Origin of the sequence: Nocardia sp. NPDC051052 (genome assembly GCF_044456045.1) — a bacterium.
Taxonomy (GTDB): domain Bacteria; phylum Actinomycetota; class Actinomycetes; order Mycobacteriales; family Mycobacteriaceae; genus Nocardia.
Genome location: NZ_JBITFL010000023.1, coordinates 16,042 through 41,380 on the forward strand (window position 1 = coordinate 16,042; position 25,339 = coordinate 41,380).

The window sequence follows — 25,339 nt, forward strand, 5'->3', positions numbered from 1 at the left end:
TCCTCGCCACCGGATGCCCGATCTTGGTGTGTGATCGAAATGGTTGACTACGAGGGTGACTGAGTACGACGTGTTGTGTGTCTTCTGTGGGCCTGACGGCCGGTACGGCAATGAGCTCGGAGTCGTGCGTGATGGCGCTGCCGTCCCTGCGGAAGGCGAGCGCCAAGCCTTCGCCAGGAAGCTGGGGTTCAGCGAGACCGTGTTCGTCGATGATCCCGAGCTTGGCGTCATCGACATCTACACGCCGACACTTCGGCTGCCTTTCGCCGGGCACCCGTGCGTCGGCACGGCCTGGCTGCTCGACGTCCCCGCCCTGGTCACACCAGCAGGCGTGGTGCGCACCCGGGCCGATGGAGAGTTCACTTGGATTGCGGCGCAAGCCGAATGGGTGCCGCCGCGCACACTGCGCCAATACGACTCCGCGGCAGCGGTGGACGCACTGGTGGTGCCGGAACCTGGCGAGTGGATCTACGCCTGGGCCTGGCAGGACGAGCAGGCCGGTCAGATCAGAGCCCGCGCCTTCCCCGGCCGCGGCGACGGCATCGATGAGGACGAGGCAACGGGCGCCGCAGCGCTGCTGCTCACCGCCAGCCTCGGCCGCCCCCTGCACATTTCGCAGGGCCGCGGCTCACAAATCGTGACTTCCCTGCGGTCGGACGGCCTGATCGAAGTAGGCGGACGCGTAAGGCAAAAGAAGAAGGCCGAGTACTGACTCGCACCAACGAACGCGATGGCGCGGCGCATCCGCTCGGCGACACCCGCGACGGCTCACGACGATCGGACGATAGCCGGGCCTGCCGCGCATGAACTGTGCAGCCGCAATCGTGCGCGATGGGCGAGTCAGTCGTTCGCGGCGACCGAGCCTGGCTCACCGTGCGGCGAGCCACCCACCGATCCGTCGGGCGATGTCCGGCGCGGTCAACCCGAGCTCCGCATGCACCGCACCGCGCGACGCGTGATCCAGGAACTGCTGTGGCACACCGAGATCGCGGGTTGGGATGTCCAGTCCGGAGTTCCGCAACCGCGCCGACAGGGTTGAGCCGATGCCGCCGTGTAAGCCGCCGTCTTCCACAGTCACTACGAGCCGGTAGTTCTCGGCAAGTTTGACCAGGGTGTCGGAGACGGGAAGTACCCAGCGCGGATCGATCACGGTGACCGAAACACCTTCGGTCTCCAGCAGATCCGCGGCTTGCAGGGCGGTCTCGGCGAAGGAGCCGACGGCCACCAGCAGCACATCACCACGGACCGCCTGGACCGATCCGGCGCCGTCCAGCGCGGTGCGGTCGCCGCTGGCAAGCCGGAGCACATCGACCCCGTCGAGCCGCTCGACCGCCGAAATATCGTCGGCGACACTGCCTTTGGGGAATCGGATCGCGGTGGGTCCGTCGTTGACGGCGAGCGCCTCCGCCAATTCCTCGCGCAGGGTCGCCGCATCGCGCGGCGCCGCCACCCGGATCCCTGGGACAATGCCGAGCACGGACAGATCCCACATGCCGTTGTGGCTGGCACCGTCGGGCCCGGTGATGCCGGAGCGATCCAGCACGACGGTGACTGGCTGCTTCAACAGCGCGACGTCCATCAGCAACTGATCGAACGCGCGGTTGAGGAACGTCGAATAGATCGCCACCACCGGATGCATGCCGCCGAGCGCGAGCCCGGCCGCCGACGTCATCGCGTGCTGTTCGGCGATGCCGACATCGAACATCCGCTCCGGAAACCGCTCACCGAACGCCGCGAGCCCGGTCGGGCCGGGCATGGCCGCGGTGATCGCGACGATGTCGTCGCGCCGCTCGGCGTGCGCGACGAGCTCCTCGGAGAACACCGACGTCCAGCCGAGCGCCTTCGGCCCGCCGACCGGCACGCCGGTGAGCGGATCGATCGGATCGCAGGCGTGCATCTGGTCGGCGATGTGGTTCTCGGCGGGTGCGTACCCGTGCCCCTTCTGCGTCACCGCGTGCACCACGACCGGGCCACCGAAGTCCTTGGCCCGGCGCAGCGCCGATTCCAGCGCGACGATGTCGTGTCCGTCGACCGGGCCGACGTACTTCATCCCGAGGTCGCTGAACAGCTCCTGCGGGCTCACCGCGTCTTTTATCCCGGCCTTCACCGCGTGCATCATCGAGTACGCGGACTCGCCGACCCGCGGGATGCTCTTCAGGATCCGCTTCCCGGCGTCGAGCGCGTGCTCGTAGGCGGGCTGGGTGCGCAATGCGGTGAGCCGGTCGGCCAGGCCGCCGATGGTCGGCGCGTACGAGCGGCCGTTGTCGTTGACCACGATCACCACCGGCCGGTCCGGCGCGCCCGCGATGTTATTGAGTGCCTCCCAGCACATGCCGCCGGTGAGCGCGCCGTCGCCGACCACGGCGACCACGTGCCGGTCCTGCCCGGTCAGCGCGAACGCCTTGGCCAGGCCGTCGGCGTAGGACAGCGACGCGGAGGCGTGCGAGGACTCCACCCAGTCGTGCGCGCTCTCGGCGCGGCTCGGATAGCCGGACAGGCCGCCCTGCTTGCGCAGCGTGTCGAAATCGCCCTTGCGGCCGGTCAGGATCTTGTGCACGTAGGCCTGGTGGCCGGTGTCGAAGATCAACGGGTCGGCCGGCGAGTCGAAGATCCGGTGTAGCGCGATGGTCAGCTCGACCACGCCTAGGTTCGGGCCGAGGTGCCCACCGGTCGCGGCAACCTTCTGCACGAGGAAATCGCGGATCTCGTCCGCCAGCTCACGCAATTGCGGTGCGGTGAGCGGACGAAGATCTTCGGGCGTGTCGACCCGGGAAAGCACTCCCACCTGAACTCGCTCCCTCCGGATAGCGCTTCTGATCCGATCAGTCTACGGAGCGGCGGGCAGTGCTTTCGAACGAGAACCCAACTGCCACACCTGGCAACGACCCCCACCTGCCGACATCACGGGTGAAATGTGAGCCTCGGCATACCGTACTCGGCCTAGAGTGTTCGTGTGGCCCAGCCCGAAGAGGCGATCCAGCGGACAATCGAACCGGGCGTAGTGTCCAGGATCGTCACCGACGTCTTTCACCTGTGCCGTCCCGACGATTCCGGTACACTTGCCGACTACATTCCGGAACTCGCTGCGGCACAGCCGGATTCGTTCGCCCTGTGCCTGGCCACCGCCGACGGGCGGGTCTACGGCACCGGCGACCTGGACACCTCGTTCACCATCCAGTCCATCTCCAAACCGTTCACCTACGCGCTCGCGCTGGCCGATCGCGGCACCGAGTTCGTGGACGAGCGCATCGACGTCGAGCCCTCCGGGGAGGCGTTCAACGAGATCAGCTTGGATCCGGTGACCGAGCGGCCGCGCAATCCGATGATCAACGCGGGCGCGATCACCGCCGCGTCGCTGATCACCGGTTCGGATCCGGTCGAGCGATTCGAGCGCATCCGGCGCTGCTATTCGCGCTTCGCCGGGCGCGAACTGAGCATGAACGAGGCGGTGTACGCGTCCGAAGCGCGCACCGGTTTCCGCAATCGCGCGATCGGCTACATGCTGCGCTCGTTCGGCATCATCGACTCCGATCCGGACGAGGCGGTGGATCGCTACTTCCGGCAGTGCTCGCTCGACGTGACCTGCCGCGACCTCGCGCAGATGGCGGCGACGCTGGCCAACAACGGGCGCAACCCGGTGACCGGCGAACGCGCACTGTCTACGGTGCTGACCGAGCGGGTGCTCAGCGTGATGACCACCTGCGGCATGTACAACGCGGCGGGCGACTGGGTGACCAGCGTCGGGCTGCCCGCGAAGAGCGGGGTCGGCGGTGGCATCGTCGCGGTGCTGCCGGGGCAGATCGGCATCGCGGTCTACTCCCCTCGGCTGGACAAGCACGGCAACAGCGTGCGCGGTGTCGCGGCCTGCCGGGAGCTGTCGGAGCGGTTGGAGCTGCACTTTCTGCACGTCACGCGGGCGGCGCGGACGGCGATCCGGGCCGGATACTCGGTGGCCGAGGTGCCGTCGCGGCTGCGCAGGACGACCGAGGAGATCGCCGTGCTCGCCGAACACGGGCATCGGGCGCGCGTCTACGAGTTGCACGGCGATCTGTTGTTCGCGGGCGCGGAGAGTGCGGTGCGGACCATCGAGGCGCAGGCGGGTGAGCTCGAAGCGCTGGTGGTCGATCTGCGCCGAGTCGGTGAGGTGAGCGAGATCGCGATGCGGATGATCGATGATCTGCAAACCGAACTCGCGGCGGTCGGCGTGCGGGTGGCGCTGGTCGATCCCGATGCCAAGCTCGGGCACCTGGTGTCCAGCCTGGATCCGGACGATCCGCGCGGTCGGGTGTTCATCGATCGCGACACGGCGACCGAATGGTGTGAGGACATCGTGCTCGACCAGCATCGGCCCGGCGACGAGCCGGTGTGCACGTCGATCTCGATCGAGGATCACCAGGCGCTCGCGGCGCTCGAGTCCGATGATCGGGTGCAGCTGGCCAAGGAGTTCGAGGTGCACACTTTCGCGCGCGGCGAGGTGATCGCGCGGCGCGGCAGTGCGCGGTCCGGGTTGTATCTGATCCTCGAGGGTCGGGTGCGCATCACCTTCGAAGGCAGTGATAACCGGACACACCGGCTGGTGAGTTTGTCGTCCGGGATGTCGTTCGGCGAGATTCCGATGCTGGTGGGGACGCCGTTCGTGAACGAGGCGCGGGCGGAGACCGCAGTGCGGGTGGCGGTGTTGAGTCCTGCGCGATTCGATCAACTCGCGTCGCGCGCGCCGCAGTTGAAGCTGGCATTGCTCGAGCGATTGGCGGCGGGGGCGTATGCGCAAATGGACGCGGCGGTGCGCGCGATCGCGGTGCGCGGGGGCGATTATTGATCGACCATGTGACTCACCTCGATCCCGCGAACGATTGTGTTGTCTCCGCCGTTGACCACATGAAGTGAGACTCATCCGCCGACCGAACGAGGAGTATGCCGTGAGCGAGAAGTCCGAGTCCGCGGGTGCGGGCACCGTCACGATTTTCGGTAGCGGCACCGCGCGTGCCACACCGGATTTGATGCGCGTCACGATTTCCGTCGAATGCCGGGCGGGCAAGGTGGCGCTCGCCTACAGCAGGGCCGGCGAGCGGGTTGCCGGGGTCACCCGATCGCTGCGTTCCGATGGTGTCGAGGGCAAGGACATCGCGACCAGTGGCTTGTCGGTGCACACCGAGACGGTGTGGACCGAGGGCCAGGGCAATCGGATCACCGGCTATCTCGCGAGCACATCGCTGACCATCGCGTTGCGCAACCTCGGCGACGACGCCGATCCGGGTCCCGCGACGATCATCGCCAACGCCGTCGACGCGGGCGGCGACGATGTTCGGCTCGGTGGGCTGACCCTCACCTTCGCCGACCAGGAGGCGCTGCTCGTCCAAGCGCGGGACGCGGCGTGGGAGAACGCGGTCGCCAAGGCCGAGCAGTTCGCGGCGCGGGCGGGCCGGGCGCTCGGCGCGGTGCTCGAGATCACCGAGAACACTTCCTCCGCACCGCCTTCCATTCCGCGGGTGAAGGCGATGTCGATCGCGATGGATGCTTACGGTGCCGCGCCGGTTCCGGTCGAGCTCGGCGAGAGCGAGATCTCGGCGGGGATCCGGGTCACCTGGCAGCTGGACTAGGTCGGTGTGTGGCGACGACCAGTGCGCTGACGACCAGCGGAGGTAGCGCCCACAGCGCCGCGGTGAGGTACCCGTTCTGAGTGGGCAGCAGCGTGCCGTTCGGTGTAGTGGTGGCGAGCAGGAACCCCGCGAGCGCGCTGCCGATGCTCATACCGATGCTGCGGGCGATCTGGTTGATCGAGAGCACACTGGCCGTCTCCGCTTGGGGCACACCGACAAGCACCAGCTTGGGCATTACCGCGAAGACGCCGCCGACGGCGAAGCCGAGCAGCGCGATCGCGGCGAGGACCGCGAGCAGTGACTGGATGGTAGCGGCGAACAGCAGTGCGCTGGCGACGGCGATCGCGACCGAGAGCGCGTACGTCCATCGTTCGGTGATGCGCGCGATGAGACGCGGCACCACCTTTCCGGCGACGAACCCGAGCAGCGAGAACGGGATCAGTGCCGCGCCCGCGGCGACGCCGGGCAGCGCGAATCCGTAGTGGGCGCCGACGGGAGTCTGCACATAGCGGGTGAACAGGCTGAACAGCAGGTACAAACCTGTCCCGGCGACGAGTATCGCCAGGTTCGCGCGCAGGACGGGCCGGTGACCGAGTAGCCGCAGGTCCACCAACGGTGCCTCGGTGCGCAGTTCGAGGAACGCCCACCCGGCCAGGACCGCGACGGCACCGACGAGGATGCCACCGGCCAGCCACGCGGTCGCCCACATCGCGGGTTCGGCGACGACGAGCAGCAGCCCGAGCGTGCCGAACGCGAGCAGCAGCGCGCCGGTGACGTCGATCCGGGGCAACTCCCCCGGCGCCTCGACCGGCAGTGTCCGCCAGGCGATGACCAGCGCCGCTACGGAGAGGACGAGCCCGAGTCCGTACGCGGCGCGCAGGCCCGCGAGTTGGTCGAGCAGGCTGATCGCCGGATAGCCGACCCCGATACCTACCGTCGAGGCGACCGACAACGCGGCGATCGTCGACGCCGAACGCTCCGGTGGCAGGTGGGCGCGGGCGACGCTCATCAACAGCGCCCCGACCGCGACCGCGAGTCCCTGAAATCCGCGTCCGATCAGCAACGCCGCGAACGGAAGTGGCAGCACCGTCAGCAACCCACCCACGGTGACCAGGGCGAGGGTGGCCAGGATCGTGCCGCGGCGGTACGGGCCGCTGCCGAGCCTGCCGAGCACGGGGCCCGCGATCGCGCCGCTGAACAGGGTTACCGTCAAAGTCCACTGCGCGGCGGCCAGGGATACGTGCATTCCCGTGGCGACCGGCGTGATGAGGGGCGCGCCGACGCTGCCGACCACCGCGCCCGCCAACGCCGTGCAGACCAGTGCGCCGCTCAGCCGGGCGGCGACGACGGTGTGGTCGTTCGTCCGGGTGTTCATCGGTTCGTCTCGGAGGTGATGTGCGCGAACAGATCCGACTGGATCCGGGTGCGGACACCCTCGGCCCATGCCGCGTCGACCTGCTCGACGTCCATCGCGGCGCCGGCGTTCAGCAGCATGCCGAACGCGAGAAAGGTCTTCACGGTCACCGGCTCGAGTCCGGTGCCGTCCGCGGCGGTATCCCACATCCGGGCGAAACACGACCGCACCGCGTCCCGCACCTCCGGATCGCCACATGCGGCAAAGCCCTGCAGCTGCAACAACAACCCGGTCCGATCGGCGAGCAGGTCGAAGTACTGGCCACCCATCATCGAGAGCGCGTCCAGGCCCGTCTGCCCCGCGCCCGCCTCGCGCATCCCCTCGCTGAGCCGCTCGAACGCCGCCTGGACAAGCGCCAGGAACAGGGCCTTCTTCGTCCCGAACATTCGGAAGATGTACGCCTGCGTGATCCCCGCCGCTCGTGCGATCGCCTCCGTCGACGCGCCGTGTAATCCGTGCTCCGCGAACTCCTTCGCCGCGATGGCCAGCACCTGGGCGCGTCGATCGGTTCCGCTCATCCGTTCCGCCATGCTGGCTAAGTTACTAGTTACTAACTACTAAATAAATGTGACATAGAACAAGCCGCGTACGCCCAACAGCGACGGAAAGTGGAGCGCTACAAACGAACTAGTCGGCAGGAGCAGCGACTCGATGCGGTCATAGCAGCGACTTCACGTCTCGAAGAGGAACTTTCGACATCGATGGAACCGGATGGGTTCGCGCTGCGTCTGAGTAGGTAAGGCAGCACGCCGTCCTAAGGATGTCGGATGATCGCTCGTCGCAACGATTTCGCTCTGTTCCTGCTCGTCGCGTTCGGCGCGGCCTGGGTGCTCGCCTGCGGACCATGGCTCGACGGTCAGGGTCTGCAATCCGGATTGTGGCTGCATACGGGTGCCGCGATGATGATGTTCGCACCCGCGCTCGGCGTGCTCGCGGTGTGGCGCTATCGGCGGCTGCCCTGGTCTGCGCTGTTCTCGCAGAACGGGTTACGGCTCGGCGCGCGACCACGGCGGACGGCGTGGCTCACGGTGCTCGCCTGGCTCGGCGCGCCGCTGTTCCTCTGGGCGGCGTTCGGACTGAGCGTGCTGTTCGGCGTGTACGTCTTCGATTTCCCGAGCCCCGCGATCGTGGCGGCCGTCGTCGTCGACGCGGTCACCGTGTCGACCCTCGGCACCGTGCCGTTCGCGCTCGGCGAGGAACTCGGCTGGCGCGGCTGGCTGATGCCGCAGCTCACCGGCCGCCTCGGTATCACCGGCGGAATCATTGCCACCGGGGTGATATGGGCGCTGTGGCACGCGCCGCTCACGCTGCTCGGCTACAACTATCCGAACCTCGGCGCCTGGGCCGCTGTCGCGTTCATCGGATTCTGCGTGCCGCTCGGCGCCATCCTCGGCTGGCTCCGGATGTACACCGGCAGCATCTGGCCGTGCGTCGTCGCGCACGCCGCGATCAACGGCAGCGCAATGCTGTTCGGCCTGTTCAACTCTCCCGCGCACGAGGCGAATCCGCTGTTCGCCGGGTGCGGATTCGTCGGCTGGGGCGTGCTCACCGTCATCGCGGCGGTGCTGTTCACCTGGTTCCCGGTGCACCGGGTCGCCGTTAGATCGGAAACCTTTGCGGCTCCGGCAAACTCCTGGCCGTCATTCGGCTGACACCCGGTGCGGGCGTCTTGATCACGATCGGACGAGCGTGGTCCGCGGACCACTTATATTGAGAAGTCGGTGACAGGCCGTCGCTGGTTAGGGGTTCGTATGTCGTTCGTGCTCATCGACACACCGCGACCACACGTCGCCCTGGTCACGCTCAATCGTCCCGATCGGATGAACGCCATGGCGTTCGACGTGATGATTCCGTTGCGCGAGGCGCTGGAAGAAGTCAGCGCCGACAACGACATTCGTGTCGTGGTGCTCACCGGCGCGGGGCAAGGCTTCTGCTCCGGCGCCGACCTGCAGAGCGCGGGCAAGGTGCCCAATGTCGAGGGACTCACCGTCACCAGCGTCGCGCGCCGTTCGATGGACCTGCTCAACGATGTGATGATCACGCTGCGGCGGATGAACCAGCCGGTGATCGGCGCGATCAACGGTGCCGCCATCGGCGGTGGATTCTGCCTCAGCGTCGCCACCGACATCCGAATCGCGGCCGAGGAAGCCTACTTTCGCGCCGCGGGCATCAACAACGGCCTCACCTCCACCGAACTCGGCATCAGCTACCTGCTGCCCCGCGCCATCGGCGCCTCCCGCGCCTTCGAGATCATGCTGTCCGGGCGCGACGTCGACGCCACCGAGGCCGAACGCATCGGCCTCGTCTCGCGCACCGTGCCCGCCGCCAAGCTCCTCGAAACCTGCTACGACCTGGCCGACCGCATCATCAGCTTCAGCCGGGTGGGCACCGAACTCACCAAACGCATGCTGTGGAGCGGCATGGAAGCGGGCGGCTTCGAATCCCACATGCAACACGAGGGCATGGCCCAACTCTACGTCCGCCTCACCACCGACAACTTCGACGAAGCCATCCGCGCCCGTCGCGACCGCCGCCCCCCGGTCTACGACGACTGACCACAACCCCCGACGTCGGCCCATCAATACCCGCACACACCTTGCGCCCCGGGCCCGCATGCGTCGAAAAACACCGAAGCCACCCAAGCCCGACCATCGGGCCAAAACCTAGCCGCACACTCCCCGTAGAAGCCGCACCCCCAGTACACGCGGTGTGCGGCTTACACGGTGGGTGTGCGGTCCTTCCACAGTGGCTAGTGCCTTGCCACCGGCACAGCACTTGGTGTGCGTCGCTAAGTCACTCCGGCAATGCGGGTTCGAGGAGTGCGACGCATTCGACGTGGTGGGTGCCGGGGAAGGCGTCGAAGGCGCGCAGGGCGGCCAGGCGGTAGCCTGCGGCTTGGTAGAGGCCTAGGTCGCGGGCGAAAGCGGCTGGGTCGCAGCCGATGTGGATGATGCGGAGGGGGCCGGTGGTGGTGATCGCGGCGATCACCTCCTTGCCCGCGCCCGCGCGGGGTGGGTCGAGGACGATGACGTCGGGGGCCGCGCCGCCGACGCGTTCGGTGACCCAGCGCTCTACTCGCTGGGCGTGCAGGTCGAGCCACGGCAGGTCACGCAGGGCCGCGGTGCCGTCGGCGACCGCCGGGCGGGCGGACTCTATCGCGAGTACCGCGCCCGTCTGGCCGACCTGATCGGCCAGGCGGGCGGCGAAAACGCCTGCGCCACTGTATAAATCCCAGGCCAGGGCGCCCGGATGCAATCCGGACCACTCTGCGATCAGGTCCGAATAGCATTGCGCGGCACCGTGATGCGCCTGCCAGAAGCCGGTCGCGGAGACCTCCCAGCGGCGACCGGCGACATACTCGACCGCACGTCCGGTTCCGGAGATCACCCACTCGTCGCGCGCCGCGTGCGTGGCCGCGCGCCGAGCAGACGCGTTGCGCCGCTCACCGGCCTGCGGTGCCTCCAGCCGACCGTCGGCGTCGTACCGCACCTCCGCGCGCCCTACGCCGCGGTCATCGTCACCACGCCGACCAGCGTGTTGCCGACCGCTGCGTTCATCGGCCCCGCGCGACTCGTCACGGCCATCGACGGCTCGGTCATCGCTATCAGGCCGGCCGAGGCCACCGTGTCGGTTGCGGTTGTGCGGAGCAGAGCCGCGACGACCGCCGTCTTGCGTATCGTCTCGAAGCTCGGTCTCATCAGGGCGGCGATCATCGTTCGTATCGCGCCGCGCGGTGCCGCCGCTCCAGACGCCACCGATTTCACCGGGGCGGCGGCGATGCCCGCGCTCGGTGCTACCCGGCGCGTCGCCGCCGCGCAGGTCGCTGCCCGGCTTGCCGGTCGGACGGCGGCGGTTGTCGCGCTCGGCTCCGCTACGCCCAGCACCGGCGTCGCGCCCGCGTACGCCTTGGTCGTCGGCTCGGGCCTGCCGTCCGCGCTCGTCGTCGCCGGGACGTCGGCGCTCGGCGCGCCCACGTCGGTCCCGACCGCGCTGATCCCCGCGACGCGTACCGCCGGACTCGGCTCGCTGCCACTCACCGCCGCGTGATTTCCCTCGATCCCCGTCAGCGGCCGGGGCGAGCTCGATGATGTGACGCACACCGTCACCGTCGACGGCGATCACCAAATCCGCTCCCGGCGTCCACAATCGATCCGCGATCCCGTCCAGCGCACCCGAAACCGGTTGGGGGCAGCGCAGATCCGTGATCACCTCGGTGCTGCGGTAGCCGTGTACGCCCGCTCGTCCTTCGGCGTCGACGGCCAGCCGGATGCGGGTGCGCCAGCCGCCGGTGCTGTCGCCGGAGCCGGTGATCGGTTCGACGACGATCTCCCGATCGATGCCGGCGAGTCTGCGCAACTGTTCGGCGACCACCGAAGCCTTCAGCGCCCGTTGGGCTTTCGGGGTGGCGTAGGAGAAATCGCAGCATCCCGCGCCGCCGGGGCCGGAGACCGGACAGGTGGCGGGGACGCGGTCCGGGGATGCCTCGAGGATCTCCACCGCGTCCGCGCGGCAAAAGGACCCGCCGCGGTCCTCGGTGACCCGCACCCGCACCAGTTCACCCGGCAGCCCGTGCCGTACGAACACCACGCGGCCCTCGTGCCTGCCGACGCAGAACCCACCGTGTCCTGGCGGGCCGAGGCGCACCTCGAAAGTCGTGTCGCGCCAATCGGTCATGAGCGATCGTCGTAACCGCGGCGGACCGCTCCCGGCGCGTTCACCATGCCGGGCGTACGTGCCCGGGTGGACGAACTCAACTGCCACGGCACGCTGGTCACCATCACACCCGGCTCGAAGAGCAGTCGCCCCTTGAGCCGCAACGCACTCTGGTTGTGCAGCACCTGTTCCCACCAGTGACCGACCACGTACTCGGGGATGAACACGGTCACCACATCGCGCGGCGAATCCTTGCGCACCCGCTTGACGTAATCGAGGACGGGCTTGGTGATTTCGCGGTACGGCGATTCGATCACCTTGAGCGGCACGGTGACATCGCTCTGCTCCCACTCGCGCACCAGCGCCCTGGTGTCGGCCTCGTCGACGTTCACGGTGATCGCTTCCAGGGTGTCCGGCCGGGTGGCGCGGGCATAGGCCAGGGCGCGCCGGGTAGGCAGATGCAGCTTGGACACCAGCACGATCGAGTGCGAGCGGCTGGGCAGCACGCCGTCCCACTCCTGTTCTTCCAGCTCACGCGACACCGAATCATAGTGCCTGCGAATCATTTTCATCACGATGAAGATCGCCACCATGGTGCAGATGGCGATGTAGGCGCCTGCGAAGAACTTGGTGATGAGCACGATGATCAGCACCGCGCCGGTCGCGGTGAGGCCGACGGCGTTGATCACCCTGGACCGCATCATCCGCGACCGCTGCGCCGGATCGGTTTCGGTGCGCAGCAATCGGGTCCAGTGCCGCAGCATGCCGGTCTGGCTGAGCACGAAGGAGACGAACACGCCGACGATGTAAAGCTGGATCAGCTTGGTGACCTCGGCACCGAACAGCACCACGAACGCCATCGCCGCACCGGACAGGAACAGGATGCCATTGCTGAACGCCAGCCGATCGCCGCGGGTGTGCAGCTGCCGGGGCAGGTAACGGTCCTGCGCCAGAATCGAACCGAGCACCGGGAATCCGTTGAACGCGGTGTTCGCGGCGAGCACCAGGATCAGCGCGGTCACCGTGGTGATGAAGAAGAACCCGACCGGGAATCCGTGGAACACCGTCTCGGCGAGCTGCGCGATCAGCGTCTTCTGGTGGTACCCCGGCGGCGCGCCGATCAGATCGGCGTCGTTGTGCGCGTACACGATCCCGATCTTCTGGGCCAGAATGATGATGCCGAGCAGCAGCACGATCGCGATGGTGCCGAGCATCAGCAGGGTGGTGGCGGCATTGCGCGACTTCGGCTTTCGGAACGCGGGCACCCCGTTGCTGATCGCCTCGACACCGGTCAGCGCGGCGCAACCGGAGGAGAACGAGCGGGCGATCAAAAAGGCGAAGGCGACCCCGTACAGGTGCTCGTCCTCCGCCTTCAATCCGAAACCGGCCGACTCCGCCTGCAGGTTGTCGCCGAGAATGAAGATCCGGAACAGTCCCCAGCCGAGCATGATGAACATGCCGACGATGAACGCGTAGGTGGGGACGGCGAAGGTGGTGCCCGACTCGCGGATGCCGCGCAGGTTGATCGCGGTCAGGATGGCGATCGCGACCACCGCGAACAACACCTTGTGCGTGGCGACGAACGGAATCGCCGAGCCGATGTTGGACGCGGCCGAGGAAATCGAGACGGCCACCGTGAGCACGTAGTCGACGAGCAACGCGCTGCCGACGGTCAGACCGGCATTGGGCCCGAGGTTGGTCGTCGCGACCTCGTAGTCACCGCCGCCGGACGGGTAGGCGTGCACGTTTTGCCGATAGCTTGCTACGACCACCGCCATCACCAAGGCGACGGCGAGACCGACCCAGGGGGCATAGACATAGGCCGAGATCCCGGCGGCGGATAACACCAGAAAAATTTCTTCCGGCGCGTAGGCGACCGAGGACATGGCATCGGAGGCGAACACCGGGAGGGCGATGCGCTTCGGCAGCAGGGTATGGCCAAGCGAATCACTACGGAAAGGCCTGCCCAGCAGCATTCGTTTCGCTGCCGTCGTCAACTTGGACACTGGAGGGAGCATAGCGGCACGAGCGTCAGGCCTGGAGGCGGCAGCGCCGCTTAACCACGCAGGGCCCGCGAATGCCGCAGGTCCGACACAGCGCACGCGAAGGCGGTCGCGCGCGCGGCTCGCAGGTTTGGCCACCCGGCGGAGGGGGAACGTGGCCGATGGAATGATTCGACAGGTACCGTTCGACCACATAATTAGCAGACCGAACGCTTGGTTCCAGGAACGAGGGTGCACGGGTGTACGTAGTGATCATGGGTTGTGGGCGCGTCGGCTCGGCGCTGGCCCGTGCCCTGGTCCGGGTCGGCCACGAGGTCACCGTGATCGATCGGGACCCGGCCGCCTTCCTCCGCCTGGGCCAGGACTTCACCGGTGAGCGGGTGACCGGCGTCGGTTTCGATCGAGATGTGCTGGTACGGGCCGGAATCGAGCGGGCCGACGCGTTCGCCGCGGTCTCCTCGGGCGACAATTCCAACATCATCTCCGCGCGGGTGGCCCGCGAGATGTTCGGCGTCGAGCGCGTGGTCGCGCGCATCTATGACGCCAAGCGCGCCGCGGTCTACGAGCGGCTCGGCATCCCCACCATCGCCACCGTGCCGTGGACCACCGACCGGTTCCTGCGCGCCCTCATCGGCGACAACAGCACCACCACCTGGCGCGACCCGACCGGAACGGTAGCTGTGACGCAGCTGACGTTGCACGAGGACTGGTATGGCCGGACGGTGCGCGACCTGGAACGCGATGTGAACGTGCGCGTCGCCTTCATCATCCGATTCGGTCAGGGCCTGCTGCCCGACAGCAAGACCATCGTGCAGGCTGACGACGTCGTCTATGTCGCCGCCACCTCCGGTTCTGTGGGTGAGGCCGTCGCATTGGCAGGCAAACCCCCCGCGAGCGAGGACTGAACATGAAAGTGGCCATCGCCGGGGCAGGCGCCGTCGGCCGATCCATCGCCAGGGAATTGCTGCGCGGCGGACACGACGTCATGCTGCTCGAGCGGCAACTCGACCACATCGAGCCGGAGGCGATCCCGGACGCGGTCTGGGTGCACGCCGACGCCTGCGAGCTCGCCCTGCTCGAGGACGCGGGACTGGAAACCTATGAGGTGGTCATCGCGGCCACCGGCGACGACAAAGCCAATCTGGTGCACAGCCTGCTCGCCAAGACCGAGTTCGGCGTGCGCCGGGTGGTGGCGCGGGTGAACGATCCGCGCAACGAGTGGCTGTTCGATTCGTCATGGGGTGTGGACGTCGCGGTGTCCACACCGCGCCTGCTCGCCTCGCTCGTCGAAGAGGCAGTCACGGTCGGCGATCTGGTGCGCCTGATGACGCTGCGGCAGGGTCAGGCCAACCTGGTCGAGATCACCTTGCCCGGCGACACCGGGCTGGCGGGCAAGCCGGTGCGCACGCTCACCCTGCCGCGCGACGCCGCCCTGGTGACGATTCTGCGCGGCGGCCGGGTAATCGTGCCGCAACCCGATGATCCGTTCGAGGGCGACGACGAGCTGCTGTTCGTGACCTCGGTGGAGGCCGAAGAAGACCTCAGGGTCGAACTCGCCAACCACGGCATCAAGCCTTGACTCCCCGACAGGGCTGATGCGCGGCGGTCGCGACTTCGCCTCAGGCGACCTTCAGTTCCGCGCGCAGCTTGTTCAGCGCGCGGTGCTGCATCACCCGGACCACGCCGGGGCTGGTGCCGATGGCCTCGGCGGTCTGCGCCGCCGACCAGCCGAGCACGATGCGCATCACCAGCACCTCGCGGTGCGCGGGGGCCAGGATCTTCATGAGTTCCTTGGTGGCCGCGCGCCGTTCGAGCGCGAGCGCCCACTCCTCGGGCCCGGCCTCGGTGGACGCGGTGTCCGGCATCTCGGCCATCGGGTAGGTCGGGTGCTGCTGGGACCGGCGGAACGCGTCGGCGACCTTGTTCGAGGCGATGCCATAGACGAAGGCGAGGAAGGACTTGCCCTGATCGCGGTAGCGCGGGATCGCCTTGACGGTGGCGATCAGGATCTCCTGCACCACGTCGTCGGCGGTGACCTGCAGGTGCGCCGTATTACCAAGGCGCGCACCGCAATACCGGCGGACCAGCGGATGCACGATGCGGACGATCTCGGTGACGGCGTTGCGGTCGCCCGCTGCCGCGGGGCCGATCAACTTGTCCAGTTCGGCCGCCACCCGGCGGCTCTCCGACAGGGCCGGATTGTGGTTCTTCGACAATGCTGCGGTGTTGTGCTCGGTAGCCACGTCCGAGTCCTTTCCTACGATCGTGCGTTGTTTTCTGTACGCAACGATCGTCTGATGAACTCGGGCTTCCCTCCAGGCACCCCAGGGTGGGTAACCCTCCACCTCTGCGGTGGGACTACACCACCCCGGAGGGTTTTCGCGGCGAAGGCCCGCGGGGTTAACGCCCTACGCGGGCTCGGCCACCGCGGTCTTGGTGGGCATATGCCCCGCGCGGCGCACCGCCCAGACCGTGACCGCCAGCGCGACTGCGGTGAGCGGCCAGCCCATGGCGATGCGGGTGAACGCGAGCCAGCCGGTGCGGTCGGTGTCGTAGAGCTGTGACTGCACCAGGTAGCGGGCGCCGAAGACCAGCACCCAGGTGGTGGTCGCGACGTAGTAGAGGCGCTGCACCCGCTGATCGCTGCGCCAGTCGGTGCCGTGGCCGTTCAGCACGCCCCAGATCACGCCGACCAGTGGCCAGCGCACCAGCATCGAGATCAGGAAGACGCCCGCGTACACCAGGCTCGTATAGATGCCGAACAGGAAGAAGCCCTTGGCCTCACCCATCCGGTAGGCGATGAACGCGCAGATGCCGACGCCGAGGAAGCCGGAGATGGCGGGCTGGATGGGGCTACGCCGGATCAGGCGCCAGACCAGGATGAGCGCGGCCACCCCGAGGGCGGCCCAGATCGCCGCGGTCAGCCCGGCGAAACTGTTCACCGGAACGAACACGACGACGGGGACGGTCGAATAGATCAGGCCGCTGAAGCCGCCCAACTGCTCGAGCAACGTCTGTTCGGCCGCTTCCTCATCCTCGTCGAGGGCGAGAGCCGGATCCGGCTCGAGCTGTTCGGTCGAGGGGGTTTGTTCGCCCGAGGGGGCGTTGTCGTTGCTCGATGGCATACGTCAGCTGTTCCCGCGCAGTTCGTAGTAGGGGTTGTAGATCACCTTGCGGCCGTCTCGATCACCGACGCGGCCGCGAACCAAGATACGCCGCCCCGGCTCGATACCGGGAATGCGCCGACGGCCGATCCAGACCAGGGTGATGGCATCGGTTCCGTCGAAGAATTCCGCCTGCACAGTAGCGCCCGCGGACTTCGAACACGCTTCGACACTGCGCAGCTTACCGAGCATCGTGGCCTCGTCGCCGCGGCGACACTCCGACGCACGGCACGCTCCAGAAGCCTCCGATTTCTCGGCAAGCTCCTCGGCGTCCAACTGGTCCAGATCCTCGGTCAGTCTGCGGCCCAGACGTCGAAAATACCCTGAGGCAGCGGATGACATTTCGCACGCTCTCCTGCATAGAGCAGACAGTGTGGATCGCACACCATCGTGGATTCTCAGCACGACCGGCGGTGGACGTACACCCGCCACTGTAGATGCACCAGCACACCCCCGCTACGCTCGGACCGGTGTTCGACTCCCCACACTCCGCGTCGGCCGCCCACGTCGTCGTGGCGCTGCCCGGAACCGGATCCGACGCGGATTTCGCGCGTCGCGCGTTCGAACCCGCCTGCACAGCGCGCCGTCTCGACGTGGTCGCGGTGGAGCCGGACCCGAGGGCGGTGGTCGCGAGTTACCGGGCCGCGCTCGACGCGGCGGCCGCGGCGGGACCGATTGTTGTGGCGGGAATCTCGTTGGGTGCCGCGGTGGCGATCGAGTGGGCGGCCGAGCATCCGGAACGGACGGCCGGGGTGATCGCGGCGCTGCCGGGCTGGACCGGACCGGACACCACCGCCTGCCCCGCCGCGTTGAGCGCGTCGGCGACGGCGGCACAGTTGCGCGCCGACGGATTGGACGCGGTGATCGAGCGGATGCGGGCGAGCAGCCCGCCTTGGCTCGCCGAAACGCTGACCCGGTCGTGGCGGTCGCAGTGGCCGAATCTGCCTGCGGCACTGGAGGAAGCGGCCGACTACAAGTGGCCGGGGACCGAACTGCTCGGCACCATCGAGGTGCCGGTCGCGGTGGTGACGGCCGTGGACGATCCGGTGCATCCGTTCGCGATCGCCGAGGAGTGGGCGGCGCTCATCCCGCGCTCCGCGATCCACCGGATCACCCTCGCCGAACTCGGCGCGGATCCGGCGATCCTGGGGCACATGGGATTTGCCGCGCTGGCACTCGGCTGAATCAGCTCAGATCGAGCGACTCGTTAATTCAGGCCCAGCTGCTGCATCGCCGAACCGTCCGCACCACGGCGCGGCCCCTCCGGCATCCGTGGCGGCACCACGCCCTGCGGGCCCGCCTGCGCGGCCGCGGCCTGCGCCGCCGCCTGCTGTTGCTGGGCGTCGGCCTGTGCCTGGTGCGCCGCGGCCAGTTGTTCGGCCAGTTCCTGCGGCAGCACCACGGGTAGTGGCTCACGCACCGGCAGCGGATCGTCGCCGCGCCGAATCACGGTCTCGCGCAAGATCGCCCGGGCCGCCGCGACCAGCGGACTGCCGTCGTTCGACGCGCCCGACGGTCCCGCCGCGACCAGCCGAACCATCCAGCGTGGCCCGTCGACACCGATGAATCGCAGATCCGCGCCCTCGGTGATGGCGAGCAGCTCGCGACCCCACGGACCGGTCTCCACCGCGACCCGCGCGCCGTCGTTGCGCAGCGAATCGGCGAGATCGGCGGCCACCGTGCGCCATTGGCCCGCCGACTTCGGCGCGGCGTACGCGGCGACGGTGAGCCTGCCGTGCTCGGTGGCCAGGTGCACGGCCTGCGGTGTGCCGTCGGGGGTCATCTCGACCTGCAGCTGGCCGCCCTGCGGCACCGGCAGGATCACCGAGCCGAGGTCGAGCCGCTGATCGGTGACCTTCTCCAACAGGTCGGAAACCTCGGTGAAGTCGTACGGACCCGAACCCGCGACCCCGGCGTCGCGGTAATTCCCGGCGACCACCGGATGTTCGTCGGTGTCGTACTGATCTTCGTCGTCGTACTCGTCGAGCTCGTCATAGTCGTCGGCCGGGTACCGGTCGTCGTCCGAGGATCTCTTCTTCTTGCCGAACATGCCCATCACGCCTCCTTGACGGTGGCCTGGCCCGCACCGGTCAGACTCGCGTGACCGCCGCTCGACCCGTAACCGCCCGCACCGCGCGCGGTTTCGTCGAGCGTGTCGACCTCCACGAAGTCGACCAGTTCCACCCGCTGCACCAGCAGCTGCGCGATCCGGTCACCCCGGCGCAATTCGATGGGCGTGCGCAGATCGTGGTTGATCAGGCACACCTTGATCTCGCCCCGGTATCCGGCATCGACCGTGCCGGGGGTGTTCACCACCGACAGACCGGTCTTGGCGGCCAGCCCCGATCGCGGATGGATCAGGCCGACCGTGCCGACGGGTAGCGCGACCGCGACGCCGGTGCCGACCAGCACCCGCTCCCCCGGTTCCAGGATGACGTCTTCCGTGGTGCACAGGTCCACGCCGGCGTCGCCCTGATGGGCGCGCGCGGGCATGGGGATGCCGGGATCCAGCCGCAGCAAGGGTATGGGTGAAAGTGCGCTCACGTTGGTCGAGCCTACGCGTTGACCAGTCAGTGTCGTGAATTAGTGTTGAGTCGTGTCGGACCAGCCCAACCCCGTGAAGATGGACGAGAACCAGCAAACCCCCAAGCCATACCGCGAGCGCCTCTGGGTGCCGCTGTGGTGGTGGCCGGTGGCGTTCGCCATCGCCGGGCTGCTGGCGGCCGAAATCCACATGGGCGCACCGGGATTGCGGGCGTGGCTGCCCTACGTGCTGCTGTTCCCGATTCCGGTGTGGGTGCTGGTGTGGCTGAGCAGGCACCGCGTCGAGGTCTCGCCGGACGCGTCGGGCACGTCGGAACTTCGCGCCGACCGCGCCCACCTGCCGGTGAATTTCGTCGCCCGCGCGGCCATCGTCGCCCGCACGGCGAAGAGTGCGGCGCTGGGTCGCCAGCTCGACCCCGCCGCCTATGTGCAGCATCGGCCATGGATCGGCCCGATGGTGCTGCTCGTTCTCGACGACCCGGACGATCCGACGCCGTACTGGCTGGTCAGCACGCGTCATCCCGAGCGGGTCCTAGCCGCGCTGGGGCTGCCCAGCGCGGGCTGATCACCTGAGCTAGCTCAAGCCGCGCAGTCCATGCAGATCAGCTGACCGCCCTTCTCGCTGGCCAGCCTGCTCCGGTGGTGCACGAGGAAGCAGCTGGAACAGGTGAACTCGTCGGCTTGCTTCGGGACCACCCGAACGCTCAGCACTTCGTCGGACAGGTCCGCGCCGGGAAGCTCGAACGACTCCGCGGTATCGGATTCGTCGATATCCACGACGGCGGACTGTGCCTCGTTACGACGAGCCTTCAGCTCCTCCAGCGAATCTTCCGACACATCGTCGGTTTCGGTACGCCTCGGTGCGTCATAGTCGGTTGCCATGTCGTCTTCCCCTCGTCCTTACTTCATATATCCCGGACCGGATTGCTCACACCGATTCCTGCTGGAACCGCCGCGACTCGCACCGCCCCGCCGGTGGTGCACGTCACACGTACACCGGTCACCCATCAGGTCGGATCGGGCTGATCCACTCCGGATAGCGCTCGGTAAACGCAGGACATGCCCTACTTGTTCCCGCGACCGACCACCAATTTCGCCACCGGCGATTCGATCTGGGCCGCCAGACAATAGCGGACCCCAGCACAAAAGTCGCAATCAAAACACAGACGATTCGAAACCGACGGGTAATCGACACCGTCCGTCGAACTTCCCGAGACCTTGCGGGGATATTTGCGCGCCCCGGCCGCCTCCGTCGGCCTGCCGTGCCCGGAAGGCGTGACACTTTCGTAGAGTGTGCTGGTGGTTTCACTGATCACCGAAGGCCGCCCCGTGGATTCCCAGGGCAGGCCCTTCCTCCGACGGCGCCCGCAGCCCTGGCTCATCATGCTCGGCATCGTCACGCTGATCTGCACAATTGTGTGGGTCAAGGCGTTGACGACGACCGAGCACGACACCAGCGCGATGGCGTGCAACTCGCCGAGCCCGGCCACCGAGCCGGGCGCTCAACCGGCGGCGACGCTCGGTCAGCGGGTCGGCGCGAGCCGGCTGCAGGACGTGGAACCGGCGCCGCTGGCGGCAAGCCGGGTGCGCGTGCTCAACGCGAACAACCAGCGTGGCCAGGCCGCGCACGTCGCGGCGCAGTTCGGCGACCTCGGGTTCGCCAGCGCGCCGGGAACGCAATATGGCAACGATTCGGTATACGTCAACGGCGACCTGGAATGCACCGGCCAGATCCGGTTCGGCGTGAACGGCCGACCGGCCGCCGCGTCGGTCCAGCTGGTAGTGCCGTGCGCCGAGCTGATCGAGGACCAGCGGGCCGACGAGACGGTCGACATGGTGCTCGGCTCGCTGTTCCGCGACATCCGGCCCAGCAACGACGCCGAGGAGGTGCTGCGGTCGCTGAAGAACCCGGCGCCGGGCAACAGCACCTCGATCGACATCAAGCTCTTGGAAGCGGCCAGACAGGCCCGCTGCTAAGTGACAGGCAAAGGCCCGATCGGCAACCGCCGATCGGGCTTTTTCGCGTTCAGCGGTCCAGGATCGCCTCGGTGGCACCCACGCGGTCGAGCAGCTCGAACAGCTCGTCGGCGATGCCGGGGGCGGCGGCGATCACCAGGTCGCCCGCCTCGCCCGGCGCGGTGGCGGGCGGCAGGGTGAGGCGGGCGCCCGCCTCGGCCGCGATCAGCGCGCCCGCGCCCCAGTCCCAGGCGTTGAGGCCGTGCTCGAAGTAGGCGTCCACCCGGCCCGCCGCGACGTGGCACAGGTCGAGCGCGGCCGCGCCGAAGCGACGAATGTCACGCACCTGCGGCAGGATCTCGGCGATCAGCTGAGCCTGCCTGGTCCGCCGGTGCTTGCCGTAGGCGAAACCGGTGGCCACCAACGACATCGACACCGTCTCGACCGGCGTGCAGCGCAGATGTTCCACCGCGCCCTCGGCGCCCACCCGGATCGCGCCGAGCCCGAGACCGGCGCTGTAGGTGGCCCGCCTGGCGACGTCAACCACCGCGCCGGCGACCGGCCGGCCGCCGCGCATCGCGGCCACCGAGACCGCGTAGCCGGGGATGCCATACAGGAAATTCACCGTGCCGTCGATTGGGTCTACTACCCAGTGCACGACGTCGGCGGCGGAGTCGGCGAGGCTGCCGCCGCCCTCCTCGCCGAGGATGGGGTCGCCGGGGCGCTGTTCGGCGAGCAGGCCGCGGATGAGTTCTTCGGTTTCGGTGTCCACGATGGTCACCGGATCGGTCGGATGGCTTTTGGACTGCACCGCGTCTTCGGCGGGTCCACCCGCCTGACCGAAGACCTCGGGGCGGCGGGCGCGGACGTGTGCCGCGGCGGTTTCGGCGAGGTCGACCGCGACTCTGCGCAGTTCAGCCTCGTCGCCGCGGGCGACGATGATCTCGGAGGTGTAGTCGGACACGGGCGATGAGGTTTCCGGCACGCTCCCCATCGCATCACAGATCCTCGGGCACGCGCAGCATCGATCGCGCATTACTCTTGTCGTGCACGACACAACGCCGTCGTCGGGCACACCACCGTAGCGCCGCTCGCGGCCGGGGTGCAGCCTTGTGCATCGGTGTTGTGCTCCACACCGGCCAGCACAGGAACGAGGGCTCAGTCATGTCCGCTCGGGGGCACGCATTCGGCATCGATATCGGCGGCAGCGGCGTCAAGGGTGGCGCGGTGGATCTGGCGACCGGTGAGCTGGTCCACGAACGCATCAAGATCGCGACACCGCATCCGTCCACCCCGCAGGCCGTCGCCGACGCGGTGGCAAAGCTGGTCGCGCAAGCCGATTGGGACGGACCGGTCGGCATCACCCTGCCCTCGGTCATCCTCGACGGCGTCGCGCGCACCGCGGCCAACATCGACAAGGCCTGGGTCGGCACCGACGCACGGACGCTGTTCTCGGACACCCTGGACGGGCGCGAGGTGACCGTGCTCAACGACGCGGACGCGGCGGGCCTGGCCGAGGACCGCTACGGCGCGGCAAAGGATTTCGCCGGGCTGGTGCTGCTGCTGACCTTCGGCACCGGCATCGGCTCGGCCCTGCTGTACCACGGCACCCTGGTGGCCAACAGCGAACTCGGCCATCTCGAGATCGGCGGCATGGAGACCGAGCATCGCGCCGCCGCCTCGATCAAGGATCGCGACGGGTTGAGCTTCGAGCAGTGGGCCGCCGAGGTGAGCACCGTACTGAGCGGTCTGGAGAACCTTTTCTGGCCGAAGGTGTTCGTCGCGGGCGGCGGCATCAGCCGCGACGCCGATCAATGGATTCCGTTGCTCACCAACCGAACTCAGGTGATTCCCGCGCATCTACGGAACACCGCCGGCATCGTCGGCGCCGCGATGGCGATCGACGCGGGCATCGCGCCGTAAACCGGCTGTGGCAACCCTGCGACGTGGCGTCTTCGGACGGTATACCGTGGGTGTAGCGCAGTGAACGAAGGCTTTACCGTTGCTGACATCGAGTGAAGCTGAGCTTGCGAAGCGCCGCCTTATGCATGGTGGCCATAGGTACCCTGGTTAGATCGTTACAATGGAACGTGCCCGGTGTTGAGCCGGTGAAACCCGACCGGCCTTCCGCCGGTGAAACCCGACAGACCGCTCCGCCGGAAGACCACTCTGGCGTGACGCCGCACGAGACCGTCACGAAAGGGCGTACGTGGTAGCCACGAATACCCGTCAGACCGCCGATTCGGCCGAGGCCGATTCCGCAGATGTAACCGAAGCACGGCCGGTCCGTAAGGCGGCTGCCGCGAAGAAGGCTCCGGCGAAGAAGGCCGCTGCCAAGAAGGCGCCTGCGAAGAAGGCCGGTGCCAAGGCGCCCGCCAAGAAGGCTGCCACCAAGAAGGTGGGAGCCGACGGCGAGCCAGTCCCCGAGGACGCAGGCGACGACGAGTCGCTCGACGTCGCCGATCTCGGCGATCTCGAGGTCTCCGAGGACGACCTGACCGAAGAGGCCGAGGACCTGGTCGTCGAGGAGGTCGCCGAGGCCGCCGAGGAGGAGGTCGAGCCGACCGCCGCCGACAAGGCATCGGGCGACTTCGTCTGGGACGAAGAGGAATCCGAGGCGCTACGGCAGGCCCGCAAGGACGCGGAGCTCACCGCGTCGGCCGACTCGGTGCGCGCCTACCTCAAGCAGATCGGCAAGGTCGCGCTCCTCAACGCCGAAGAGGAGGTCGAACTCGCCAAGCGGATCGAGGCAGGCCTCTACGCGGCGGAGAAGGTGCGCGAGTTCACCGAGCAGGGCGAGAAGCTGCCGGTCGCGATGCGTCGCGATTACACCTGGATCGTCCGCGACGGCAACCGCGCCAAGAACCATCTGCTGGAAGCCAACCTGCGACTGGTCGTCTCGCTGGCCAAGCGCTACACCGGCCGCGGCATGGCGTTCCTCGATCTGATCCAGGAGGGCAACCTGGGTCTGATCCGCGCCGTCGAGAAGTTCGACTACACCAAGGGCTACAAGTTCTCCACGTACGCCACCTGGTGGATCCGGCAGGCCATCACCCGCGCCATGGCCGACCAGGCCCGCACCATCCGTATCCCGGTGCACATGGTCGAGGTCATCAACAAGCTCGGTCGCATCCAGCGCGAACTGCTCCAGGACCTGGGCCGCGAGCCCACCCCGGAGGAGCTCGCCAAGGAAATGGACATCACGCCGGAAAAGGTGCTGGAAATCCAGCAGTACGCGCGTGAGCCCATCTCGCTGGACCAGACCATCGGCGACGAGGGCGACAGCCAGCTCGGTGACTTCATCGAGGACTCCGAAGCCGTTGTCGCCGTGGACGCGGTGAGCTTCACGCTGCTGCAGGATCAGCTGCAGTCGGTGTTGGAGACGCTGTCCGAGCGCGAGGCGGGCGTGGTCCGGCTGCGTTTCGGCCTCACCGACGGACAGCCGCGCACCCTCGACGAGATCGGCCAGGTGTACGGGGTCACCCGTGAGCGCATCCGGCAGATCGAGTCCAAGACCATGAGTAAGCTGCGCCACCCCAGCCGCTCGCAGGTCCTGCGCGACTACCTGGATTAGTCCGTTTCGACGCCCGCATTCGTTGTGCCGCTTTTCTTTTCAGCGGTCCGGCGGATGCGGGCTTTGTCGTTCCCGTAATGATCTCCGGCGGGCCTGAGCAAACGAGCAGCACGACGGCCGCTATGGTGGCTGTGCCACATCGTCTCGTCTCTCGCTTGGTCCGGCTCCACCCTGATCATTCTTGGAGGACTAGTGCGTGTTCTGCGTTCCCTGTTCGTCGCCGTCGCGATCACTGCCGTGCTGGCCGTGGTCGGTTTTGTCGTTCGTGCCCAGGCCGCGCCCGCGCCGCCACCCGGCGTCACCCAGGCCGAGATCACCGATACCGAGCAGAAGCTCGTCAAGCAGGCCGCCGCGCGCGCGAAAAGCGCTGCCGCACGGGCCGACGCCGCCATGAAAGCCTCGCGCAGCCACGGGCTGTGACCCGTGCCGAA

The 25,339-nt window shown here is 67.9% G+C and carries 25 protein-coding genes; 13 read left to right on the forward strand and 12 right to left on the reverse strand.

The annotated features are described in order from the left end of the window. The first annotated feature begins 55 nt into the window (after positions 1-55). On the forward strand, positions 56-712 hold the full coding sequence (locus ACIBCN_RS42915) for a PhzF family phenazine biosynthesis protein (RefSeq protein WP_396998448.1): 657 nt from the start codon (positions 56-58) through the stop codon (positions 710-712). Between the two features lie 156 nt (positions 713-868). Here ACIBCN_RS42915 and dxs read toward each other — a convergent pair whose 3' ends face one another. Beyond that, positions 869-2,785: a 1-deoxy-D-xylulose-5-phosphate synthase gene (gene dxs, locus ACIBCN_RS42920; protein ID WP_396998449.1), complete on the reverse strand. Its 1,917-nt coding sequence runs from the start codon at positions 2,783-2,785 to the stop codon at positions 869-871. A 168-nt stretch (positions 2,786-2,953) separates the two neighbouring features. Here dxs and glsA point away from each other — a divergent pair, with 168 nt between their 5' ends. Continuing rightward, entirely contained in the window at positions 2,954-4,819 is a 1,866-nt protein-coding gene (glsA, locus tag ACIBCN_RS42925) for a glutaminase A (RefSeq protein ID WP_396998451.1), read from the forward strand. 100 nt (positions 4,820-4,919) lie between these two features. Next, positions 4,920-5,600 (forward strand): SIMPL domain-containing protein, encoded by a 681-nt coding sequence (locus ACIBCN_RS42930; RefSeq protein WP_396998452.1) that lies wholly within the window; start codon positions 4,920-4,922, stop codon positions 5,598-5,600. Here ACIBCN_RS42930 and ACIBCN_RS42935 read toward each other — a convergent pair. Both ACIBCN_RS42935 and ACIBCN_RS42940 read right to left on the reverse strand, forming a co-directional pair. After that, on the reverse strand, positions 5,581-6,975 hold the full coding sequence (locus tag ACIBCN_RS42935) for an MFS transporter (protein ID WP_396998453.1): 1,395 nt from the start codon (positions 6,973-6,975) through the stop codon (positions 5,581-5,583). The two genes, ACIBCN_RS42930 and ACIBCN_RS42935, sit on opposite strands and share 20 nt — an antisense overlap. Next, positions 6,972-7,544: a TetR/AcrR family transcriptional regulator gene (locus ACIBCN_RS42940; RefSeq protein ID WP_396998455.1), complete on the reverse strand. Its 573-nt coding sequence runs from the start codon at positions 7,542-7,544 to the stop codon at positions 6,972-6,974. The genes ACIBCN_RS42935 and ACIBCN_RS42940 overlap by 4 nt, the downstream gene beginning before the upstream one ends. Positions 7,545-7,781: 237 nt before the next feature. Here ACIBCN_RS42940 and ACIBCN_RS42945 point away from each other — a divergent pair, with 237 nt between their 5' ends. Together ACIBCN_RS42945 and ACIBCN_RS42950 are read left to right on the forward strand one after the other, a co-directional pair. Beyond that, complete coding sequence (locus tag ACIBCN_RS42945; protein WP_396998456.1) at positions 7,782-8,666, forward strand: lysostaphin resistance A-like protein; 885 nt, start codon at positions 7,782-7,784, stop codon at positions 8,664-8,666. A 99-nt stretch (positions 8,667-8,765) separates the two neighbouring features. After that, complete coding sequence (locus ACIBCN_RS42950) at positions 8,766-9,569, forward strand: enoyl-CoA hydratase (RefSeq protein WP_396998457.1); 804 nt, start codon at positions 8,766-8,768, stop codon at positions 9,567-9,569. A gap of 238 nt (positions 9,570-9,807) precedes the next feature. Here ACIBCN_RS42950 and ACIBCN_RS42955 read toward each other — a convergent pair whose 3' ends face one another. Together ACIBCN_RS42955 and ACIBCN_RS42960 are read right to left on the reverse strand one after the other, a co-directional pair. Beyond that, positions 9,808-11,688: a TRAM domain-containing protein gene (locus ACIBCN_RS42955; protein ID WP_396998458.1), complete on the reverse strand. Its 1,881-nt coding sequence runs from the start codon at positions 11,686-11,688 to the stop codon at positions 9,808-9,810. Next, positions 11,685-13,673 (reverse strand): APC family permease, encoded by a 1,989-nt coding sequence (locus tag ACIBCN_RS42960; protein WP_396998460.1) that lies wholly within the window; start codon positions 13,671-13,673, stop codon positions 11,685-11,687. The genes ACIBCN_RS42955 and ACIBCN_RS42960 overlap by 4 nt, the downstream gene beginning before the upstream one ends. Positions 13,674-13,909: 236 nt before the next feature. Between ACIBCN_RS42960 and ACIBCN_RS42965 the strand changes: the two genes are divergently transcribed. Together ACIBCN_RS42965 and ACIBCN_RS42970 are read left to right on the forward strand one after the other, a co-directional pair. Beyond that, on the forward strand, positions 13,910-14,575 hold the full coding sequence (locus tag ACIBCN_RS42965) for a potassium channel family protein (RefSeq protein ID WP_396998461.1): 666 nt from the start codon (positions 13,910-13,912) through the stop codon (positions 14,573-14,575). Positions 14,576-14,577: 2 nt separating this feature from the next. Continuing rightward, entirely contained in the window at positions 14,578-15,249 is a 672-nt protein-coding gene (locus tag ACIBCN_RS42970) for a potassium channel family protein (RefSeq protein WP_396998462.1), read from the forward strand. A 40-nt stretch (positions 15,250-15,289) separates the two neighbouring features. On the opposite strand, the gene ACIBCN_RS42975 is transcribed toward ACIBCN_RS42970, so the two are convergent. The 3 genes from ACIBCN_RS42975 to ACIBCN_RS42985 form a co-directional block, all read right to left on the reverse strand. Further along, complete coding sequence (locus ACIBCN_RS42975) at positions 15,290-15,913, reverse strand: sigma-70 family RNA polymerase sigma factor (protein WP_396998463.1); 624 nt, start codon at positions 15,911-15,913, stop codon at positions 15,290-15,292. A 165-nt stretch (positions 15,914-16,078) separates the two neighbouring features. Beyond that, positions 16,079-16,795 (reverse strand): DUF3159 domain-containing protein, encoded by a 717-nt coding sequence (locus ACIBCN_RS42980; RefSeq protein ID WP_396998465.1) that lies wholly within the window; start codon positions 16,793-16,795, stop codon positions 16,079-16,081. A gap of 3 nt (positions 16,796-16,798) precedes the next feature. Next, complete coding sequence (locus tag ACIBCN_RS42985; protein ID WP_040736821.1) at positions 16,799-17,176, reverse strand: OB-fold nucleic acid binding domain-containing protein; 378 nt, start codon at positions 17,174-17,176, stop codon at positions 16,799-16,801. A 128-nt stretch (positions 17,177-17,304) separates the two neighbouring features. Between ACIBCN_RS42985 and ACIBCN_RS42990 the strand changes: the two genes are divergently transcribed. Continuing rightward, positions 17,305-18,018 carry an alpha/beta fold hydrolase gene (locus ACIBCN_RS42990; RefSeq protein WP_396998468.1) on the forward strand — a complete coding sequence of 238 codons (714 nt, stop codon included), beginning with the start codon at positions 17,305-17,307 and terminating at the stop codon, positions 18,016-18,018. 23 nt (positions 18,019-18,041) lie between these two features. On the opposite strand, the gene ACIBCN_RS42995 is transcribed toward ACIBCN_RS42990, so the two are convergent. Together ACIBCN_RS42995 and dut are read right to left on the reverse strand one after the other, a co-directional pair. Then, positions 18,042-18,884: a DUF3710 domain-containing protein gene (locus ACIBCN_RS42995; protein WP_396998525.1), complete on the reverse strand. Its 843-nt coding sequence runs from the start codon at positions 18,882-18,884 to the stop codon at positions 18,042-18,044. A 5-nt stretch (positions 18,885-18,889) separates the two neighbouring features. Next, a complete protein-coding gene (dut, locus tag ACIBCN_RS43000) occupies positions 18,890-19,378 on the reverse strand; it encodes a dUTP diphosphatase (protein ID WP_396998469.1) in 489 nt (162 codons plus the stop codon). 79 nt (positions 19,379-19,457) lie between these two features. Here dut and ACIBCN_RS43005 point away from each other — a divergent pair, with 79 nt between their 5' ends. Further along, complete coding sequence (locus ACIBCN_RS43005) at positions 19,458-19,943, forward strand: DUF3093 domain-containing protein (RefSeq protein WP_396998526.1); 486 nt, start codon at positions 19,458-19,460, stop codon at positions 19,941-19,943. A 14-nt stretch (positions 19,944-19,957) separates the two neighbouring features. Here the strand turns inward: ACIBCN_RS43005 and ACIBCN_RS43010 are convergent, their stop codons facing one another. Further along, positions 19,958-20,260 carry a DUF4193 domain-containing protein gene (locus ACIBCN_RS43010; protein WP_396998471.1) on the reverse strand — a complete coding sequence of 101 codons (303 nt, stop codon included), beginning with the start codon at positions 20,258-20,260 and terminating at the stop codon, positions 19,958-19,960. Positions 20,261-20,677: 417 nt separating this feature from the next. Between ACIBCN_RS43010 and cei the strand changes: the two genes are divergently transcribed. Beyond that, entirely contained in the window at positions 20,678-21,355 is a 678-nt protein-coding gene (cei, locus tag ACIBCN_RS43015) for an envelope integrity protein Cei (protein ID WP_150405932.1), read from the forward strand. A gap of 49 nt (positions 21,356-21,404) precedes the next feature. Here the strand turns inward: cei and ACIBCN_RS43020 are convergent, their stop codons facing one another. Then, positions 21,405-22,328, reverse strand: a complete 924-nt coding sequence (locus tag ACIBCN_RS43020; RefSeq protein WP_396998473.1) for an inositol monophosphatase family protein — start codon at positions 22,326-22,328, stop codon at positions 21,405-21,407. Positions 22,329-22,498: 170 nt separating this feature from the next. Between ACIBCN_RS43020 and ppgK the strand changes: the two genes are divergently transcribed. The 3 genes from ppgK to ACIBCN_RS43035 all read left to right on the forward strand — a co-directional run bounded on the left by ppgK (position 22,499) and on the right by ACIBCN_RS43035 (position 25,328). After that, on the forward strand, positions 22,499-23,257 hold the full coding sequence (gene ppgK / locus ACIBCN_RS43025) for a polyphosphate--glucose phosphotransferase (RefSeq protein WP_396998474.1): 759 nt from the start codon (positions 22,499-22,501) through the stop codon (positions 23,255-23,257). Between the two features lie 286 nt (positions 23,258-23,543). After that, positions 23,544-24,908, forward strand: coding sequence for an RNA polymerase sigma factor (locus ACIBCN_RS43030; RefSeq protein WP_396998476.1), 1,365 nt, complete (start codon positions 23,544-23,546; stop codon positions 24,906-24,908). 192 nt (positions 24,909-25,100) lie between these two features. Continuing rightward, a complete protein-coding gene (locus tag ACIBCN_RS43035) occupies positions 25,101-25,328 on the forward strand; it encodes a hypothetical protein (protein ID WP_396998478.1) in 228 nt (75 codons plus the stop codon). Positions 25,329-25,339: the final 11 nt, after the last annotated feature.

Bases quoted from the DNA above. Each gene is read 5' to 3' on its own strand.
- ACIBCN_RS42935 (WP_396998453.1), bottom strand. From the start codon at position 6,975: ATGAACACCCGGACGAACGACCACACCGTCGTCGCCGCCCGGCTGAGC.
- ACIBCN_RS42940 (WP_396998455.1), bottom strand. From the start codon at position 7,544: ATGGCGGAACGGATGAGCGGAACCGATCGACGCGCCCAGGTGCTGGCC.
- ACIBCN_RS42945 (WP_396998456.1), top strand. From the start codon at position 7,782: ATGATCGCTCGTCGCAACGATTTCGCTCTGTTCCTGCTCGTCGCGTTC.
- ACIBCN_RS42950 (WP_396998457.1), top strand. From the start codon at position 8,766: ATGTCGTTCGTGCTCATCGACACACCGCGACCACACGTCGCCCTGGTC.
- ACIBCN_RS42955 (WP_396998458.1), bottom strand. From the start codon at position 11,688: ATGACCGATTGGCGCGACACGACTTTCGAGGTGCGCCTCGGCCCGCCA.
- ACIBCN_RS42970 (WP_396998462.1), top strand. From the start codon at position 14,578: ATGAAAGTGGCCATCGCCGGGGCAGGCGCCGTCGGCCGATCCATCGCC.
- ACIBCN_RS42980 (WP_396998465.1), bottom strand. From the start codon at position 16,795: ATGCCATCGAGCAACGACAACGCCCCCTCGGGCGAACAAACCCCCTCG.
- ACIBCN_RS42985 (WP_040736821.1), bottom strand. From the start codon at position 17,176: ATGTCATCCGCTGCCTCAGGGTATTTTCGACGTCTGGGCCGCAGACTG.
- ACIBCN_RS42995 (WP_396998525.1), bottom strand. From the start codon at position 18,884: ATGTTCGGCAAGAAGAAGAGATCCTCGGACGACGACCGGTACCCGGCC.
- ACIBCN_RS43005 (WP_396998526.1), top strand. From the start codon at position 19,458: ATGGACGAGAACCAGCAAACCCCCAAGCCATACCGCGAGCGCCTCTGG.
- ACIBCN_RS43010 (WP_396998471.1), bottom strand. From the start codon at position 20,260: ATGGCAACCGACTATGACGCACCGAGGCGTACCGAAACCGACGATGTG.
- ACIBCN_RS43020 (WP_396998473.1), bottom strand. From the start codon at position 22,328: ATGGGGAGCGTGCCGGAAACCTCATCGCCCGTGTCCGACTACACCTCC.
- ppgK (WP_396998474.1), top strand. From the start codon at position 22,499: ATGTCCGCTCGGGGGCACGCATTCGGCATCGATATCGGCGGCAGCGGC.